The sequence below is a fragment of the Mesorhizobium sp. L-8-3 genome (assembly GCF_016756615.1).
In the GTDB taxonomy this organism is placed as follows: Bacteria; Pseudomonadota; Alphaproteobacteria; order Rhizobiales; family Rhizobiaceae.
This window is the reverse complement of record NZ_AP023262.1, coordinates 3736664-3753995: the sequence shown is the minus strand read 5'-3', so window position 1 is coordinate 3753995 and position 17332 is coordinate 3736664. Positions and strand designations below refer to the sequence as shown.

At 63.9% G+C, this 17332-nt stretch carries 14 protein-coding genes; 9 read left to right on the top strand and 5 right to left on the bottom strand.

Annotation, left to right across the window (positions count from 1 at the left end):
* Positions 1 to 99: 99 nt before the first annotated feature.
* The 3 genes from JN302_RS17545 to JN302_RS17535 all read left to right on the top strand — a co-directional run bounded on the left by JN302_RS17545 (position 100) and on the right by JN302_RS17535 (position 5815).
* Entirely contained in the window at positions 100 to 3216 is a 3117-nt protein-coding gene (locus JN302_RS17545) for a Calx-beta domain-containing protein (RefSeq protein WP_202333906.1), read from the top strand.
* A 112-nt stretch (positions 3217 to 3328) separates the two neighbouring features.
* Positions 3329 to 4303 carry an extensin-like domain-containing protein gene (locus JN302_RS17540; RefSeq protein WP_446720731.1) on the top strand — a complete coding sequence of 325 codons (975 nt, stop codon included), beginning with the start codon at positions 3329 to 3331 and terminating at the stop codon, positions 4301 to 4303.
* A gap of 204 nt (positions 4304 to 4507) precedes the next feature.
* Positions 4508 to 5815 carry a hemolysin family protein gene (locus tag JN302_RS17535; RefSeq protein ID WP_202313752.1) on the top strand — a complete coding sequence of 436 codons (1308 nt, stop codon included), beginning with the start codon at positions 4508 to 4510 and terminating at the stop codon, positions 5813 to 5815.
* A gap of 153 nt (positions 5816 to 5968) precedes the next feature.
* On the opposite strand, the gene JN302_RS17530 is transcribed toward JN302_RS17535, so the two are convergent.
* Positions 5969 to 6571 (bottom strand): NADPH-dependent FMN reductase, encoded by a 603-nt coding sequence (locus JN302_RS17530; protein WP_202313750.1) that lies wholly within the window; start codon positions 6569 to 6571, stop codon positions 5969 to 5971.
* An 85-nt stretch (positions 6572 to 6656) separates the two neighbouring features.
* On the opposite strand from JN302_RS17530, the gene JN302_RS17525 reads away from it, so the two are divergent.
* On the top strand, positions 6657 to 7046 hold the full coding sequence (locus JN302_RS17525; RefSeq protein ID WP_202313748.1) for a winged helix-turn-helix transcriptional regulator: 390 nt from the start codon (positions 6657 to 6659) through the stop codon (positions 7044 to 7046).
* A gap of 18 nt (positions 7047 to 7064) precedes the next feature.
* Here the strand turns inward: JN302_RS17525 and JN302_RS17520 are convergent, their stop codons facing one another.
* The gene (locus JN302_RS17520; RefSeq protein WP_202313746.1) at positions 7065 to 7454 is read right to left on the bottom strand and encodes an acyl-CoA thioesterase; all 390 of its coding nucleotides are present in this window, start codon (positions 7452 to 7454) and stop codon (positions 7065 to 7067) included.
* 219 nt (positions 7455 to 7673) lie between these two features.
* Here JN302_RS17520 and JN302_RS17515 point away from each other — a divergent pair, with 219 nt between their 5' ends.
* The 3 genes from JN302_RS17515 to JN302_RS17505 all read left to right on the top strand — a co-directional run bounded on the left by JN302_RS17515 (position 7674) and on the right by JN302_RS17505 (position 11299).
* Positions 7674 to 9290, top strand: a complete 1617-nt coding sequence (locus tag JN302_RS17515; protein WP_202313745.1) for a GMC family oxidoreductase — start codon at positions 7674 to 7676, stop codon at positions 9288 to 9290.
* A gap of 133 nt (positions 9291 to 9423) precedes the next feature.
* Positions 9424 to 10641 (top strand): mandelate racemase/muconate lactonizing enzyme family protein, encoded by a 1218-nt coding sequence (locus JN302_RS17510; RefSeq protein WP_202313744.1) that lies wholly within the window; start codon positions 9424 to 9426, stop codon positions 10639 to 10641.
* 253 nt (positions 10642 to 10894) lie between these two features.
* A complete protein-coding gene (locus tag JN302_RS17505; RefSeq protein ID WP_202313743.1) occupies positions 10895 to 11299 on the top strand; it encodes a hypothetical protein in 405 nt (134 codons plus the stop codon).
* 78 nt (positions 11300 to 11377) lie between these two features.
* On the opposite strand, the gene JN302_RS17500 is transcribed toward JN302_RS17505, so the two are convergent.
* Entirely contained in the window at positions 11378 to 11620 is a 243-nt protein-coding gene (locus JN302_RS17500) for a DUF1344 domain-containing protein (RefSeq protein ID WP_202313742.1), read from the bottom strand.
* Between the two features lie 420 nt (positions 11621 to 12040).
* On the opposite strand from JN302_RS17500, the gene JN302_RS17495 reads away from it, so the two are divergent.
* A complete protein-coding gene (locus JN302_RS17495; protein WP_202313741.1) occupies positions 12041 to 12595 on the top strand; it encodes a Kazal-type serine protease inhibitor family protein in 555 nt (184 codons plus the stop codon).
* Positions 12596 to 12649: 54 nt separating this feature from the next.
* Here JN302_RS17495 and JN302_RS17490 read toward each other — a convergent pair whose 3' ends face one another.
* Positions 12650 to 13597, bottom strand: coding sequence for a calcium-binding protein (locus JN302_RS17490; protein ID WP_202333905.1), 948 nt, complete (start codon positions 13595 to 13597; stop codon positions 12650 to 12652).
* 249 nt (positions 13598 to 13846) lie between these two features.
* Between JN302_RS17490 and JN302_RS17485 the strand changes: the two genes are divergently transcribed.
* Positions 13847 to 14071 (top strand): KTSC domain-containing protein, encoded by a 225-nt coding sequence (locus JN302_RS17485; RefSeq protein ID WP_202313739.1) that lies wholly within the window; start codon positions 13847 to 13849, stop codon positions 14069 to 14071.
* A 99-nt stretch (positions 14072 to 14170) separates the two neighbouring features.
* Here JN302_RS17485 and uvrB read toward each other — a convergent pair whose 3' ends face one another.
* On the bottom strand, positions 14171 to 17209 hold the full coding sequence (gene uvrB, locus JN302_RS17480) for an excinuclease ABC subunit UvrB (RefSeq protein ID WP_202313737.1): 3039 nt from the start codon (positions 17207 to 17209) through the stop codon (positions 14171 to 14173).
* Between the last annotated feature and the right edge of the window lie 123 nt (positions 17210 to 17332).

Below are 17332 nucleotides of genomic sequence, written 5' to 3'. Positions count from 1 at the left end.
TATCAAGAATAGGATAAGCCGTTTTCCTGAATTGATTGGAACGGCATCCGCCTGATCACTTGCCGAAAAATTTGGCAACTGAAAGCTTGGGAGTTGGATATGGCCGTTCCAACGATCACCGTCGAACGCGCGGATAGTCCGGAAAACGGAAGGCTTCGTTTCGCTGTCGCGTTGTCGGAATCATCGGTCGACGAGATCAGGATCGACTACAAAACCATTCCCGGCACCGCCAGCCCAACCGGCTCCGACTACTATGCGCGGTCGGGGACGCTCGTCATCGCGGCTGGAGAGAACGTCGGCTATATCGAAATCCAGACATACCATGACACCGCCGATGAAGTCGATGAATCGATCTGGCTCGATCTGTTCAACCCCACCAACGCGACCTTCGCCGGCGGCGAACCGACGGTGCGGGCTCTTGGCACCATGCTTGACGACGACGGGTCCGGGTCGAATCTTTCGCTTTTCGTATCGAGCCCCACCCTCGTCGAAGGCAATAACGGCCAGAAGGTCGCGGTGTTCGAAGTGCATCTTTCGCGGCCGAATGCGGGTGATCTCACCTTCGCCTACCGGACTGCCGACGGTTCCGCCAAGGCTGGAAGCGACTACATCGCCAAGGCCGGCTCCGTCACCTTCCTCGCCGGCGAAACGGTCAAGACGGTCGAAGTCCTGGTCAATGGCGACACGCTCGACGAACGAAGCGAGTTCTTCTCCCTCGTCGTGACACCAGACACCAATATCAAGAACGGAACCCTGGGCTCCACCGGTACCGGGACGATTCTGGACAACGATACCGGCACCGGCGCTTTGCCGGTCCTGTCGATCGAACCCGGCGAAATCACCGAAAATGGCGCCCTGCGTTACAAGGTGACATTGTCGTCACCTTCCGTCGATGAAGTCACTGTCGAATACAAGACGGTGACAGGAACCGCCAACGCGACCGGCTCGGACTATTATGCCCGTTCCGCCACCCTCACGATCGCGGCCGGCGAGACCGTCGGCTACATCGAAATCCAGACCTATCACGACACGGCCGACGAAGTCGACGAATCGATCTGGCTCGACCTGTTCAACCCGGCGAATGCCGTCCTCGCCGGCGGGGAGCCGAGCCTGCGCGCGCTCGGAACCGTGCTTGACGACGACGGCACCGGTTCGAATCTCGGACTTTTCGTGTCGAGCCCGACGCTCGTTGAAGGCAACAGCGGCCAGAAGACGGCGGTCTTCGAGGTCCATCTGACCAGGCCGCACAGTGCCAACATGACGCTGGCCTACAGGACCGCCGATGGATCGGCGCTGGCCGGAAGCGACTATGTCGCCAAGACCGGCACCGTAACCTTCCTCGCCGGCCAAACGGTCGCAACCGTCGAAGTCCTGGTCAATGGCGACACGCTCGACGAACGAAGTGAGTGCTTCTCCCTCGTCGTCACACCAGACTCCAACATCAAGAACGGCACGCTCGGGTCTTCCGGCGTCGGCACGATTCTCGACAACGACACCGGCACCGGTTCCGTACCGGTTCTTTCGGTCGAGCCGGCCGAAATCACCGAAAACGGCGTCATGCGGTACAAGGTGACCCTATCAGCCGCTTCGACCCGCGAGATCTCCGTCGCCTACAAGACCGTTGCGGGAACCGGCCTGGCAACCGGTTCTGACTATTACGCTCGCAGTGGGACCCTGAAGATCGCAGCCGGCGAAACGGTCGGCTATGTGGAGATTCAAACCTATCATGACACCGTCGACGAAGTCGACGAATCGATGTGGCTCGAACTGTCCAATCCGACGAATGCCGTGCTCGCCGGCGGCGAGCCGACCCTGCGCACGCTCGGCACCATCCTCGATAATGACGGCACCGGCTCGAACCTCGCAATGTTCGTATCGAGTTCGACCATGGCGGAGGGCCAGAGCGGCCAGAAATACGCCGTCTTCGAGGTGCATCTGTCGCAGCCCCACACGGCCAACCTGACGCTCGCCTATACCACCTTGGACGGAACGGCCAAGGCCGGTTCAGACTACGTCGGCAAGAGCGGAACCATCACCTTCCTCGCTGGTCAGACCGTCGCTGCAATCCAGGTCGCGGTGAATGGCGATCGGGTGCTCGAAGGCACAGAAACCTTCTCGCTGCGCGTCACGCCCAACAGCGTCATCAAGAACGGGACCTTGGGTAGTGTCGGCACCGTCACCATCCTCAACGACGATACGATCCATGAAGTGATCTATGGCGGCCTAGGCAACGATACCCTGCGTGGCGGAACGGGCAACGACTATGTCTACGGCCTCGCAGGAAATGACAGGCTCTACGGTGACGATGGTAACGACGTTCTCATCGGCGGCCTCGGTGCCGACACGCTCATCGGCGCCGCGGGCAACGACACCTTTGTCCTGGAGAATGGAAGCGACGTCGTCAGCGATACATCCGGCATCGACACCATCACCTCCACCATCAGCCGCAACCTGGCAAGCTATGGGACGATCGAAAGGTTGACGCTGGTCGGTTCCTCCGCGATTTCCGGACTCGGCAACGCGCTGTCCAACGTGATTGCCGGCAGCACGGCCAACAACCTCCTTTACGGCTATGCGGGCAACGACGTCCTGAATGGCGGCAGCGGCGCGGACCGGATGTATGGCGGCCTCGGCAATGACCGCTTTTCTGTCGACAACGCTGGAGACAGGGTGTTCGAGGCCGCGAACCAGGGCACGGACGCTGTCTACACCTCGGTGAGCTACGCGCTCACGACCGGGCAGCATGTGGAAGCCCTTGCGACCACCTCCGCAGCAGGCGCTACCGCGCTAAACCTTACTGGCAACGAAATCGCCCAGACCATCACCGGCAATGCCGGAAAGAACGTGATCAACGGTATGGGGGGTAATGACACGCTCACCGGCGGGCTTGGCAGCGACTATTTCGACTTCCGAACCACCCTCAATGCGGCCGCCAATGTCGATCGCGTCACGGATTTCAATGTTGCGGCCGATACGATTCGACTCGAGAACGCGGCAATGCCGGGGCTCGGGGCGATAGTAGGAACGCTCGCAGCCGGCAAGTTCTGGAAAAGCACGACCGGCCTGGCCCATGACGCGGACGACCGGATCATCTACGAGACCGACACCGGTAAGCTCTTCTACGACGCCAACGGCTCCGCCGCGGGCGGGGCCACACACTTCGCCACTCTGGCGCCCAACCTCGCGCTGACCTACGCGGATTTCCAGGTGATCTGACCGGAGCGACAGCAACTGGACCATCGCCGGATTTCGGCCATAGCCGTAAACATCGCCGCTGAGCTTTCCTTTACCCTTCGCCGCTATCGTCCCGGGCGAAAGGGACGGATCGATGTCATCCTTCTTCGGCGACAGCCTCGCCGACGTCATCTACTTTCGTCGCTCCGGCCTCCGGGGGCGACACGCGGTGTTTGGAACAGCCCTGCTGGCGGCGGCCATGATGTCGGCCTGCAGCACCGACAATGTGCTTTCGCTGCGCCCGGAAGTCGATGTCGGCACCACCACCGCGTCCTTTGCGGCCGGCGCGGCGCACGACCTGGCTCCCGCCGCACTCCCTGACGCGCCGGCGCCGGCAGTCCCATCCGACGGGCTGGCCACGGCGACCCTGCCCGCCGAACCGGCACCCACCGAGATGGCGGCGGTCGCGCCGGCGGTACCGGCCCTGCCCGAAGCCCCGACCGAACCGATGGTCGCCGCCTACCCCCGCGTCGACAATCCGATCGAGGCGCTGCCGGAAATGTCGCCGGCCAAGCCAGAAATCATGCCGGCCGACGAGGTTTCATGCCGCAAGGAACTGGAGCGGCTGGGCGTGCAATATGTGGATCTTGCGCCGATCAATGATGGTGGGGCGTGCCGGATCGAGCACCCTGTGAAGGTCTCGGCGATCGGCAGGATCCAGATGAAGCCCGCCGCCACCCTGCGCTGCGAGATGGCCGCCACCTTCGCCGCCTGGACGCGGAGGGAGTTGGCCCCCACGGCGCGCACCCGCTACTTCTCGGGCGTGAAGACCATCCACCAGGGGTCGAGCTACTCCTGCCGCAGGATCAGGGGCACGGGCGTGGCCTCCGAGCATTCGAAGGGCAACGCGCTCGATATCATGCGCATCGAGCTCAACAACGGCCGCGACATCGATGTGCGCAAACCCGGCTGGTTCGCTTTCCGCCAGCGGGGCTTCCTCAATTCGGTGCGGGCGGACGGGTGCGAATATTTCAACACGGTGCTCGGCCCGGGCTATGACTGGGACCACCGCAACCACTTCCATTTCGACATCAAGGCCCGTCGCAACGGCCGCGTCGCCTGCCGCTGATGCTTTGGCCATCGCATCCGCTGGTGCTTGAGGGCCGGAGACCGAGGCAAAACAGGCGCAATGGCGGCGGCGACCCCTGTTTCGCCGACGGCATCGCCAAGCTCGCCGTGTTGAGAGAGTAGCTTTCCCCTGCGGCACGATGGTCGCCTGGATCAGTCTTTTTGCTCTTCATCAGGCGGCGGACGCAATGCTATTGGGTCTGCCATGATTTATTTCGAAATCGGGACCGTCATCGTTCTCATCTTCCTGAACGGCCTGCTGGCGATGTCCGAGCTCGCCATCGTCTCCTCGAGGCCAGCCCGGCTGAAGGCCATGATCGAGCGGGACGTCGGTGGCGCCGCACGCGCGCTCGCGCTGGGCGAAAATCCGGGACGGTTCCTCTCGACCGTGCAGATCGGCATCACGCTGGTCGGCGTCCTCTCCGGCGCCTTCTCCGGCGCCACGCTCGGCGAACGCCTGTCTGCCCTGCTCATCCAGAACGGCATGGGCGTCGCTGCAGCCAGCGCGCTGGGCGTCGGCATCGTGGTGGCTGTGATAACCTACGGCTCGCTGATCATCGGCGAACTCGTCCCCAAGCAGCTCGCCCTGCGCAATCCCGAAGCCATCGCCGTGCGCGTGGCGCCGGCCATGACCCTGCTTGCGAGAGTGGCCGCGCCGATCGTCTGGCTGCTCGACATTTCCGGCCGCGCCGTGCTGTGGCTGATCGGCCAGCGCAAGGAAAGCGCCGACAAGGTCACGGACGAGGAAATCAAGATGCTGGTGGCGGAAGCCGAGCATCACGGCACGATCGAATCGGACGAGCGCCGCATGATCGCGGGCGTCATGCGGCTCGGCGATCGTGCGGTGCGCGCTGTCATGACGCCGCGCACCGAGGTCGACTGGCTCAATGTCGAGGCCGACGAGGCGACGACCCGCAAGCTCCTGATCGAAACCCAGCATTCGCGCCTCCCGGTGGGCGAGGGGTCGGTGGACGCCATGATCGGTGTCGTCCAGTCGCGCGAGCTCCTGGCCGCCGCGCTGTCGGGCCAGCCGTTCGAGCCGCGCAAATATGTGCGGTCCGCGCCGATCGTCCATGATCAGGCCGACGCGCTCGACGTCCTTGCCACGCTGAAGGAATCCGATGTCCCGGTAGCCTTGGTCCACGACGAATACGGACATTTCGAGGGTATCGTCACACCGGCCGACATTCTGGAAGCAATCACCGGCGTATTCCGGGCCGATCTCGACGAGGACGACACCGTCATGGTGCAGCGCGAAGACGGCTCCTGGCTGCTCGCCGGCTATATGCAGGCCGACGAGATGGCCGACCAGCTCGGCATCGACCTGCCTCACAACCGGGACTACGAGACCGTCGCCGGCTATGTGCTGTCGCACATGCATCATCTGCCGGCGACGGGTGAGTCGGTGGATGCACAGGGCTGGCGCTTCGAGGTGGTGGATCTCGACGGGCGACGCATCGACAAGGTGCTCGCATCGCGCCTCCCCGGCTCGCGCCGCGAAGCCCGCGGCTGACCCCGATGCTCCAAACCGTGTCTCTCGAAAGTCCGCTACGGTTTCGGGAATGAGGCATGCGCTAGATCAAGCACCTCCAGCGTGTCGCGTGAATCCTTGCTCGCCCGACACGCTGCAGGGTGGCCTGACGCCACCCCTGGACTTCCCGGCTGCTCAGGCGGCCTTGGCATCGGCCGTCGCGGCGTCCGCATCGCGTGCGGCTTTCAAAGCGTGGGCGAACCAGGAAACCTGGTCCAGCATATCGCCGGCAGCGGCACTGAGATGGCCGAATTCGGTGATGTTCTGGCCGCCCTTGATCGCGGCATAGTCGGCCCACACGATGTGGACGGCCGTCCGCACCGGGACCATCTGCAATTCGATGACGTTGAGGCGAAGCTGCTCGATCGCGCGGGCGCCGCCGACACCGCCATACCCGACGAAGCCCACCGCCTTCTTGTTCCACTCGGTATAGGCGTAGTCGAGTGCATTCTTCAGCGCCGCCGTCGGGCCGCGGCTATATTCGCCGGTGACGAATATGAAACCGTCGAATTCGGCGACCTTCTCCTGCCACTTTTGGGCGACTTCATTGGTGGACGGCACATAGAGCGAGGACGCGACCTCGTCGAAGAACGGCAGCGGATAGTCGCGCAAGTCGACCAGCTCAACCTCGATATCGGTGCGCTTGCCCGCAAGTTCGGCAATCCACGCGGCCGGCGTATCGGCGAAACGGGCCTCGCGCGTCGATCCGAGGATCACGGCGATTCTGGGTTTGGACATTGTTCTCTCCTTTCGAACCCTGGTATAGAATGGATACCGACGCTATCTAGGTGACTACGATAGGAACCCGCAAGGAGGCACCTTTTTGATACCAAGGCACCCGCACCGCTCCGAGGACTGCCGCGCGGTCAGCGAGATTCTTCAGCGTGTCGGCGACAAATGGACTGTCCTGGTCGTCGGCAAGCTGGGTGACGGCCCGATGCGTTTCAACGAACTGAGACAGGCGGTCGGCGGGATTTCGCAGAAGATGCTGACGACGACCTTGCGCGGACTGGAGCGCGACGGTTTCGTCACCCGAACCGTCTTTCCGACCATTCCGCCGCGTGTCGACTATGAACTCACCGATCTCGGCCGAGAGTTGCTCGTTCCGGTGAACGCTCTCGGCGAATGGGCGCGGCAGAATACCGCGCGCGTCAACGAAGCCCGCCGGCGTTTCGATGAAGTCCACACGCCGCAGCCTTCGCACGCGGCATAGGGGACAGGCTTTCGTGGATCAGGCTTCGGGTACGGGCGTCGGCTTGCCGCTGGCGTCGAGTCGAACCATGATGAAGTCGGCGTCGGTGACCTTCTCCATCAGGTCGGACAGGTAACGCTGGGCCCAGGCTTCGACCTTGAGCACCATCGACGTCCGGCCGACCCGTTCAATATGCGTGTAGATGCAAAGCGTGTCGCCGATCTTCATCGGCTTGGCGAAGGACATCTCCTTGACCGCGGCCGTGACCACCCTGCCTTTCGCCCGCTCGGCGGCGCGGATGCCGCAGGCGAGGTCCATCTGCGCCATCACCCAGCCGCCGAAGATGTCTCCGGCCGCATTCGCGTCGGCCGGCATGGCGAGCGTGCGCAGCGTCAATTCCCCCACCGGTTTGTCCAGCTCTGCTTCCATCTTCGCCCCTCTCGACGTCGTTACCTGTCCGTAGGACGGGCGCCGTGGCCCGTCAACGGCGCATCGATCTCGCGGTTGCATGGACATAACCCGTTGCAGGCCGTCTGCTCCACGACCGGCAGTCGCTTTTTTCACAAGCCATGCCGTAAGCCCGGACGCCGGGACGGCACGGGCAAGACTAGGCTCGCCCGATTCATCCGGCCGAGCAGTGTCCTGTCCATGCAGACTTACGATTTCATCATCGTCGGCTCCGGCTCCGCCGGCTCGGTCGTCGCCGAACGTCTTTCCGCAAGCGGACGTTTCTCGGTCCTCGTCCTGGAAGCGGGCGGCTCGGACCGCCGTTTCTTCGTCCAGATGCCGCTCGGCTACGGGAAGACCTTCTTCGACCCCGCCGTCAACTGGAACTACAAGGCCGAGCCGGACCCCGGCCTCGCCGGCAATGCCGACCACTGGCCGCGCGGCAAGCTTCTCGGCGGCTCGAGTTCGATCAATGCAATGGTCTGGGTCCGGGGCCAGCGCGAGGATTTCGACGGCTGGCGCGATGGCGGCAATCCCGGCTGGGGCTTTGACGACCTGCTGCCGATCTTCAAGGCGATCGAGGACAACGCGGCCGGCGAAGATGCCTGGCGCGGGCGCGGCGGTCCGGTCCATGTCACCGACAACAGCGATCGCGTCCATCCGCTCTGCCTTCGTTTCCTCAAGGCCGGCGAGGAACTGGGACTGCCCTTCAATCCGGATTTCAACGGAGCCACGCAGGACGGCGTCGGCGTCTACCAGATCACCACGAAGGACGGCCGCCGCATGTCGGCGGCGCGGGCCTTCCTGCGTCCGGCCATGAAACGCCCGAATGTGCGTGTCGAGACCAACGCGCTGGCGACCCGGATCCTCTTCGAGGGCAAACGCGCGGCCGGCATCGAATACCTCAAGGACGGCCGCACGCACACCGTCCGCGCCGGCCGGGAGGTAGTCTTGTGCGCCGGCTCGATCAACTCGCCGCAGCTTCTGCAGCTTTCCGGCGTCGGGCCGGCGGCTCTGCTGCGCGATCTCGGCATCGAGATCGTCCATGCCAATGAGCATGTCGGCGCCAATTTGCAGGACCATGTCGGCATCAACTACACCTACAAGGCAACGATGCCGACGCTCAACCAGATCCTGCGTCCCTGGTGGGGTAAGCTCTTGGTGGGCGTTCGCTATATCCTTCTGCGCGGGGGCCCGCTCTCGATGAGCATGAACCAGGGTGGCGGCTTTTTCCGCACCGATCCCTCGCGCAAGCGCGCCAACATGCAGCTCTATTTCCAGGCCTTCTCGACCGTCATCCCGAAAAGCGGCGAACGGCCGATCCTGTCGCCGGACCCCTGGCCGGGCTTCTCGATCGGCCTGTCCAATTGCCGGCCGACCAGCAGCGGCTCGATCATGATCCGCTCCAGCGATCCCCGCGCCTATCCGAAGATCGTCGCCAACGCCTTCTCGACTGAGGACGACGTCGCCGAAATGCTCGATGCCGTGAAGTTCCTGCGCCGCATGGCGGCTACCAAAGCCATGTCCGAAGTCATCGCCGAGGAGGTCCTGCCGGGACCGGCATGCAAGACGGATGACGAGCTGATCCTGGATTTCCGCAAGCGCAGCGGCACGGTCTACCACCCCGTCTCGACCTGCCGCATGGGGCCCGACCCGTCGCTCGCCGTCGTCGATCCGAAGCTCGAGGCGCATGGGCTCACCGGCCTGCGCATCGTCGATGCGTCTGTCTTTCCCGGCAACATCACCGGCAACACCAATGCCGCTTCGATCATGACCGGCTGGAAGGGGGCAGACCTCATCCTCGCCGATCACGCCTGAGCAGGATTCGGAAAAGTGTGCCACAGTTTTCCGAAAAAAAATCCTGCGGCAAGAGAAGTAGCCAAGCAGGTGAAGCGTGGCTGAAGCCACGCAAACCTGCTTGGTCCCGATACGTTTCGCGGAGGAACCATCCATGAAGATCACAGACATCAAGACCTTCGTCGTCGGCAATCCGCCGCCGGGCATCGGGGGACGCTATTTCATCTTCGTCAAGCTCACGACCGATGGCGGCGTGGTCGGTTATGGCGAGGCCTACAATGCTACCTTCGGCCCCGATGTGACGGCCAGGATGATCGAGGACTGCGCCGCCCGCTACCTTGTCGGCCGCGACCCGCATGACATCGAGACCTTCTTCCGGCGGGCCTATTCGTCGGGCTTCACGCAACGCCCCGACGTCTCCATGATGGGCTGCGTCTCGGCGCTGGAAATGGCTTGCTGGGACATTGTCGGCAAGGAAGCCGGCAAGCCCGTCTACAAGCTGCTCGGAGGTCAGGTCCACGAGACGCTGCGCTCCTACACCTATCTTTATCCCCACGCGGGCAGCGTCTTCACCAACGAGGTCGAGAACCCGGACAAGAACGTCTACAACGACCCCGACCTCGCCGCCGAATGTGCCGCACTTTATGTCGAGCAGGGCTTCAACGCCGTGAAGCTCGATCCAGCCGGCCCTTACACCGCCTTCGACGGCCATCAGCCCCGGCTGATCGACATCGACCTGTCGGCGCGCATGGTCAAGGCGATCCGCGAGGCCGTCGGCACCAAGGCAGACATACTGTTCGGCACGCATGGCCAGTTCACCGCATCGGGCGCGCTCCGCATGGCCCGCGCCATCGAGCCCTACGACCCGCTCTGGTTCGAGGAGCCGGTGCCGCCTGATATGCCGGAGGTAATGGCGGACGTGGCGCGCGGCACCTCGATCCCCATCGCGACGGGCGAGCGCCTCACCGGCAAATGGGAGTTCGCGCGCGTCATCGAGAACCGGGCCGCAACGATCCTCCAGCCCGACCTCGGACGTTCCGGCGGCATCCTCGAGACCAAGAAGATCGCCGCCATGGCCGAGGCCTACCACATCCAGGTGGCGCCGCACTGCTATTGCGGGCCGATCGTCGGCGCCGCGAACATCCAGCTCGCCGTCACGCTGCCGAACTTCCTGATCCTGGAATCGCTCAAGCAATGGGACGGATTCCACGAGAAACTGCTCAAGAAGAAGATCGAGTGGCAGGACGGCAACGTCATTCCCTCGAAGGAACCGGGCTTGGGCGTAGAGCTCGACGAAGCGGTGTGCGAGGCGCATCCCTGGAGCGGCAAGCCGCTGCATCTGGAAATGGCACCCGATCCGCTGTTTCCCTGAGGCGTCGCGATACACGCACGCTTTGGAATTCTCAAGGAATCCCAAAGCTTTATCGCGACATCCGGATTCTTTTCGGCAATCGGCTGAATCAGCGTCGCAAGGCGTTGATTCGGCGCCTCAGGCGGCTCGCTCAAACTGCCGTTCGATGCTGCCGCAACAAGTCCGTCACCCCGCCACCGCTCCTCCATCATTCCGGCCCAATCCCGCCCCGATCCGGGCCGACAAAACGGGCGAAGAAAACGAGGGGCATGTCATGATGAAATCCGCTGTTGTCGCGATGGCCATCATCGGCTGCGACTGCGACGCCAAGCTCTGCGAACTCATTCACGATCATCAGCCGGAATGGACGACGATGGAGGAATGCGAAACTGCGCTGAAGAGCCGTGCGGTACGTGGTGCCTTCGACTACCCGACCGTCATGGCGATATGCTCGAAGCTCGATCGCCCCGAACAAGCCGAGACGCAGGCAGCCGGCGCACCGGCAGCGGCAGATGCGGCGGAACCGGCCACCGTGACGTCGCACGACGGCATCCTGGCGCGCGCCTCCGACGGTTATCGCGTTGTGAAGGACGGGCTTGGCCGTGCGGCGGGCGGCACCCTCGAGCTGGCACGCGATACGACCGGCTGGGTGGTCGCCAGGATACCAACGGTCTTCTGACCGTATCCGCGGCCCGAACGGTTTGCTCAGGTCGAAGAGACCGGCCCATCCGAGCCGGTCTCTTCATTACTTTCGGAATCAGGAGGCCTTGTCGATCGCGGTGACGGCGCCCGTCGTGTCGTCGACGGTCAATCTGACCTTGGCGCCGGCGGCGAGGGAATCGAGCGAGGTCCCTTCCGGCGCGACGAAGCTCTTGCCGTCCTGGAGCGTGACGGTGCGCGTGGCCGGATCCACCGACTGCACCACGCCTTCGACGGTCGCCGCATAGGCCATGCCGATGAAGGCGAGCGAAGCGACGGTCGTTGCAAGGATTTTCTTCATCTCGAATACTCCCGTTCTGTTTGCCGTCCGCACGGTCCTGCTGATCCGTGAGGACACGACGGAGATAGGCCGCGCCAGCGCCTGCCACAAATCACATACGATGAACTTTTATAATAAAAACAATTACTTATTTTCGACATATTCTCCTCTACGGGAGCGGATCGAGGCGGAAGCAAGGCCAGCTTCGTCGAACGTGGGCATGTGTCGGCTCGGCGTCCCGCAGCACGGCCATGCCGGCGCCGAATTTCGGATGGCCGGCGATCACGAAAACGCACGCCGAAAGTTGCGGCGGACAAGAATTGTAAACGTGCGCGACAAGCGTAGGTTGACGCCATCCGCCCGCGCCAGCGCTTTGTCGCTATGATCCATCGACCGATTCGAGGAGCGGGACTCGAAAACGGGAGGAGAGGGAAGACATCCATGAGAGTTTCGGCTTCCGTGGCCGCGCGTCTGGGCGCGCTCCTGTTCGCGGCATGCGCGTTGTTGTCGTGCACCGTGGCCGTCCAGGAACCGATGCCGCCGCCGAGACCCGGTCCGCAACCCGGCTTCTGCACCAGGGAATATGCCCCTGTCTGCGGCGAGCGCCGCGGCGACCGCCAGACCTTCGCCAATGCCTGCCTGGCCGGACGGGCCGGATATCGTATCGTCAGCGGCGGCGAGTGCCGCGCCAATGGCGGACCGCGTCCCGGCATCTGCACACGCGAATACGCTCCCGTCTGCGCACGGCGCGGCGACCGTATCAGGACTTTCGCCAATGAATGCGAGGCGGCTGCAGCCGGCTACCGCGTGATCGCGAGCGGCGAATGCCGCGCTCCAGGCGGCGGCGCCATCGGTGGGGGCAACGGCGGCAACCGGGTCTGCACCGCCGAATATGTCCCGGTCTGCGCGCGGCGCGGCAGCAACGTCAGGACCTTCGGCAATCAATGCGAGGCGGACTCGGCCGGCTACCGCGTAGTCGCCCAAGGCCCCTGCTGAAACGGATGCGGCCGGCCGCGGAGCGGCCGGCCGGGCAGGAGTTCGGAAACGCTTCTACAGGACGAAGTCGCCGGCGAGCAGCGTATGCCTGCCCGACAGGACGATCTGGAATTCCGGAGTGGAGTCCGTGTCCGTATTCGCAGAGATGATCGTGTCGTTGCCGTACCAGCCATATTTGAGCTGGCCGGAATTGGTGAAGTTGCCGGTGCCGATCCACTGGAAGGCCTGGTTGCCGGCAACATTCGCCCGCGCGTCGATCAGCGAAAGATCGATGAAATCGTACCTGTAGTCGAAGTCGGTGATGCGGTCGCGATAGGCGTTCGGCGCGCTGTCGGTGACCGACTGGAAAACGAAGGCGTCCGCTCCGGCGCCGCCGGTCAGCACGTCGTAGCCGGCGCCGCCATAGAGATCGTCATTGCCGGTGCCGCCGTTCATTCGGTCGTTGCCGAGGCCGCCATGCAATATGTCGTTGCCGCCGGCACCGTACAGCGTATCGTTGTAGCGGGAGCCGAACATCATGTCGGAATAGTAGGTACCGGACTGGCTGCGGGCGCCTGAACTCGAATAGACGAAGTCGCTGGAGATCAACTGGCCGGCGGTAACGTCGGCGACAGTCAGATAGTGGTCGTAGCCGTTGTAGAAGGCGTTGAAATAGGCGTCACCATACTTGTCGGTCTTCAGGAAAGCCCTGAGCTGGCTGAAGTCGCTGATGCCCCAGGCCGAGACGTCGATCTTGTCATAGCCGAACTGGAAGTCGGCAATGAAATCGTCGCTGAGCCCAGTGGTACGCGCGCTCATGATGAACCAGTCGGCGCCCGTGCCTCCATAGAGATTGTTGACGCCGTTGCCGCCGAGGATGTCGTCATTGCCGGCCCCGCCATAGATCAGGTCGTTGCCGCCATAGCCATAGATGAGGTCGTCGCCGCCATAGCCGTAGATCGTATCGTTATACGCCGTTCCGTAGAGCGTCTCGGAATAGTTGGTGCCGCGAATGACGGGCATGAATATTCTCCTTTGTTTCCGGCGGCTTCCGGGTCCTGCCGATACCGGCGGAACTCTCGTCCCCGGGGTCGTCCCTGATGGCGCGGAACATGCGGCAGAACGGCTGAACGGGCGATGAATGGAAACGCAGGGTTGCGTTCAGGAAACTTGCTTTCGATTTGACGGCATTGCGTTCGGAGAGGATCATGGCGTTCCGAAGGCCGTCACATCGGCACCAGGACGAGGCGACGCCTTATCGGAGAAAAGACGATGAGAACCGTCGAGCAGACCGACTTTCCAGGCTCGAGCGTCGTCCGCCCGATCCGCTACGCGCCCGATGACGACGAACTCGAAGTGCGGTTGGTCAACGGCACCGCTTATCTCTATTTCGAGGTACCGTGGATCGTCGTCGACGCCTTCCGCGAGGCTCCCTCGCCCGGCCGCTTCTTCAACCAGGAGATCGTCAATCGCTACCGCTACAATCGGTTGCGCTGAACTTCCACTCACCGCCGCGGCAGCAATCAGTCGCAGCCGACTTTGAGACCTTAGGGGCGACGGCTTGTCGGTCTTGCAGCAACGTGCCGCAAGGTTGGATTAATGCCCCGGCCGTCCCGATTTGCGCGACCGGCGCTGGCGCTGGCGTTCGTCGGCCGGATCCTCGTAGGAGCCGATGCCGGCACGCTCGCGCCGGACCGGACGCGCATCGTCCGCGGCCTTCGGCCTGGCGCCTTCGGCGGGCTTTTCCGTGCGCCGCACGGTCATCTCGTCGAGCGTGTTCTTGCGGAACAGGGAGCCCTCGCCGGGAATGCCGAAATCCGAGCCATGCGCTTCCTGGTGCGACTGCTTCTTGAACAGCGAGCGCGGGACGGCATTGGCTGGAACGGCCGCGTCGCCGCCCATCTCGTCGAGATCCGGCTTGCGGAACAGGCCGCCCTTGCCCGCCGGCTTCGCCATGTCGGTTCCCGGCCCCATATCGTCCAGCGACGGCTTGGCGAAGAGCGACTTGCGCCCGCCTTCCCCATCGTCGACCGTGCGGTGACGGGCGATCCCCTTGTTGTGCCTGCCCTTCTCGCGGCCGGAAACCGGGCTGATGCTCTCCGCCTCGCGCGCCAGCGGATCGTCGGAGACGGCGAGCTCGGCTTCCCGCAGGCGCTTGATCTCGTCGCGCACGCGGGCCGCCTCCTCGAAATCGAGATTGGCCGCGGCGTCGCGCATGCGCTTGTCGAGATATTCCAGATGCGCCCTGAGGTTGTTGCCCATGAGTGCGCCCTGGTTCTCGGCGAAGCCGGAGATGTCGGCGCGGACGTGGTCCTTCTCGTAGACCGAATCGAGAATGTCGGCGATACGCGACTTCACGCTTTCCGGCGTGATGCCGTTCTCCTCGTTCCAGACCATCTGCTTCTCGCGGCGGCGCTGTGTCTCGGCCATCGCGCGCTCCATCGAGCCCGTGACCTGATCGGCATAGAGCACGACGCGTCCGTCGACGTTGCGCGCCGCGCGGCCGATCGTCTGGATCAGCGAGGTTTCGGAGCGCAGGAAGCCTTCCTTGTCCGCGTCGAGGATGGCGACGAGACCGCATTCGGGGATGTCGAGGCCCTCGCGCAGCAGGTTGATGCCGACCAGCACGTCGAAGGCGCCAAGGCGCAGATCGCGTATGATCTCGATACGCTCCAGCGTCTCGACGTCGGAATGCATGTAGCGCACGCGCACGCCCTGCTCGTGCAGATATTCCGTCAGGTCCTCGGCCATGCGCTTGGTGAGCACAGTCACCAGCGAGCGATAGCCGGCGCGCGCCGTGTCCCGGATCTCGCCGAGCACGTCGTCGACCTGGCTCTTGGCCGGGCGCACCTCCACCGGCGGATCGATGAGGCCGGTCGGGCGGATGACCTGCTCGGCGAAGACGCCGCCGGCCTCATCCATTTCCCAGCCGCCCGGCGTCGCCGATACGGCGACGGTCAGCGGACGCATCGCATCCCATTCCTCGAAGCGCAGCGGCCGGTTGTCCATGCAGGACGGCAGCCTGAAGCCGTATTCGGCAAGCGTCGCCTTGCGCCGGAAGTCGCCGCGATACATGCCGCCGATCTGCGGCACGGTGACGTGGCTCTCGTCGATGAAGATCAGCGCGTTGTCCGGGATGTACTCGAACAAGGTCGGAGGCGGCTCGCCGGGCTGGCGGCCGGTGAGATAGCGCGAATAGTTCTCGATGCCGGCGCAGGATCCGGTCGCCTCCAGCATCTCCAGGTCAAAGCGGGTACGCTGCTCCAGCCGCTGCGCCTCGAGCAGCCGTCCGGCCCTCGTCAGTTCGTCGAGGCGGAACTTCAGTTCCTCGCGGATCGACTTGATCGCCTGGTTGAGCGTAGGCCGCGGCGTCACATAGTGCGAATTCGCATAGATCTTCACGCTCTTCAGAGCGCCCGTCTTCTGGCCGGTCAGCGGATCGAATTCCGTGATCGCCTCGATCTCGTCGCCGAACATGCTGATGCGCCAGGCGCGGTCTTCCAGGTGAGCCGGAAAGATCTCGATCGTGTCGCCGCGCACGCGGAACGAGCCGCGCACGAAATTGACCTCCTGGCGCTTGTACTGCTGGGCGACGAGATCGGCCAGGAGCTGGCGCTGGTCGAGCCGGTCGCCGACCTGCATCTGGAAGGTCATGGCGGTGTAGGTCTCGACCGAGCCGATACCGTAGATGCAGGACACCGAGGCGACGATGATCACGTCGTCGCGCTCGAGCAGCGAGCGCGTCGCCGAATGGCGCATGCGGTCGATCTGCTCGTTGATGGAGGATTCCTTCTCGATATAGGTGTCGGTGCGCGGAACGTAGGCCTCCGGCTGGTAATAGTCGTAGTAGGAGACGAAATACTCGACCGCATTGTCGGGAAAGAACTGCTTGAACTCGCCATAGAGCTGGGCGGCGAGCGTCTTGTTGGGCGCCAGGATCAGTGCGGGACGCTGCGTCTCCTCGATCACCTTGGCCATGGTGAAGGTCTTGCCGGAGCCGGTGACGCCGAGCAGCACCTGGGTACGGTCGGCCCGGCCGACGCCTTCGACGAGGTCGGCAATGGCCGTGGGCTGGTCGCCCGCCGGGGCGAATTCCGACTTCATCTCGATGCGGATGCCGCCTTCGGACTTCTCCGGCCGCTCGGGCCGGTGCGGCGTCCAGATCTTGCCGTTCTTGTGGAGCGGATTGCCGCTTTCGATCAGCCTGGAGAGCGCTGCGACAGTGGCGGTGACGCCGGAATTGGAGAGATGTTCGGCGTCTTCGAGCGAAATGTCGAGACCGGCGACCGGGTTGAGGCCGGCAGCCGCGCGTTCCTTGGCGCTCGCTGCACCGCCCATCGACGTGCCGCGGGCCGTCTTGGTCGGCGCCGCCGACCGCTCGGGAACCTTCTTGGCCGGCTTGGCGCTCTTGGCAGGCCGCGCGGCCTCGGCCTCGCGCGCGATCTGTTCGGCCCATTCGGACACCGATCCGGACAGGGGCGCACCGGAAAAGTCGGACTGCGGCGCCTCGGAGAATCCTCCCTCCTCCAGCGGCTCGGAGGCATCGAGGAAGTCGGTCAGCGGGCTGCGCCGCTTGCGGCCGCCGAAGCGGTCCTCATTCGCCGGAGGCGACTTTCTGTCGGGAGATTTGGCCATGTCAGGAATATGGGTGGAGTCCCGCAAAATGGAAAGTCCAATCACCATCGGGCCGCCCCGCGTCGCGGCGATGCTGACAATGCGCTGTCAGGAGGAGGCGGCAGCGCCTTGGAAGACACGATG